The 370-nt window shown below is 55.4% G+C and carries 1 protein-coding gene; it reads right to left on the bottom strand.

The genetic code is table 11. The features are described 5' to 3' along the window. The coding region (locus SB660_RS19260; RefSeq protein WP_410583826.1) for a collagen-like domain-containing protein at window positions 1–370 on the bottom strand (370 nt) is incomplete at both ends.

Here is a 370-nt window from a genome sequence, read left to right on the forward strand (position 1 = left end):
GTGGCACCAGTATCTCCAGTTGCCCCAGTAACTCCAGTAGGACCAGTATCTCCGGTTACACCAGTAGCACCAGTTGCGCCAGTTACACCAGTAGGACCTGTATCTCCAGTGGCTCCAGTAGGACCAGTATCTCCAGTTGCACCAGTGGCACCAGTATCTCCAGTTGCCCCAGTATCACCAGTAGGTCCCGTTGGACCTGTATCACCAGTTACACCAGTGGCTCCAGTAGGACCAGTATCTCCAGTTGCCCCAGTAACTCCAGTAGGGCCAGTATCTCCGGTTACACCAGTGGTTCCAGTAGGACCGGTATCTCCGGTTACACCAGTGGCTCCAGTAGGACCGGTATCTCCGGTTACACCAGTGGCTCCAG

Source organism: Bacillus sp. SIMBA_005 (assembly GCF_046535585.1).
Lineage (GTDB): Bacteria > Bacillota > Bacilli > Bacillales > Bacillaceae > Bacillus > Bacillus pumilus.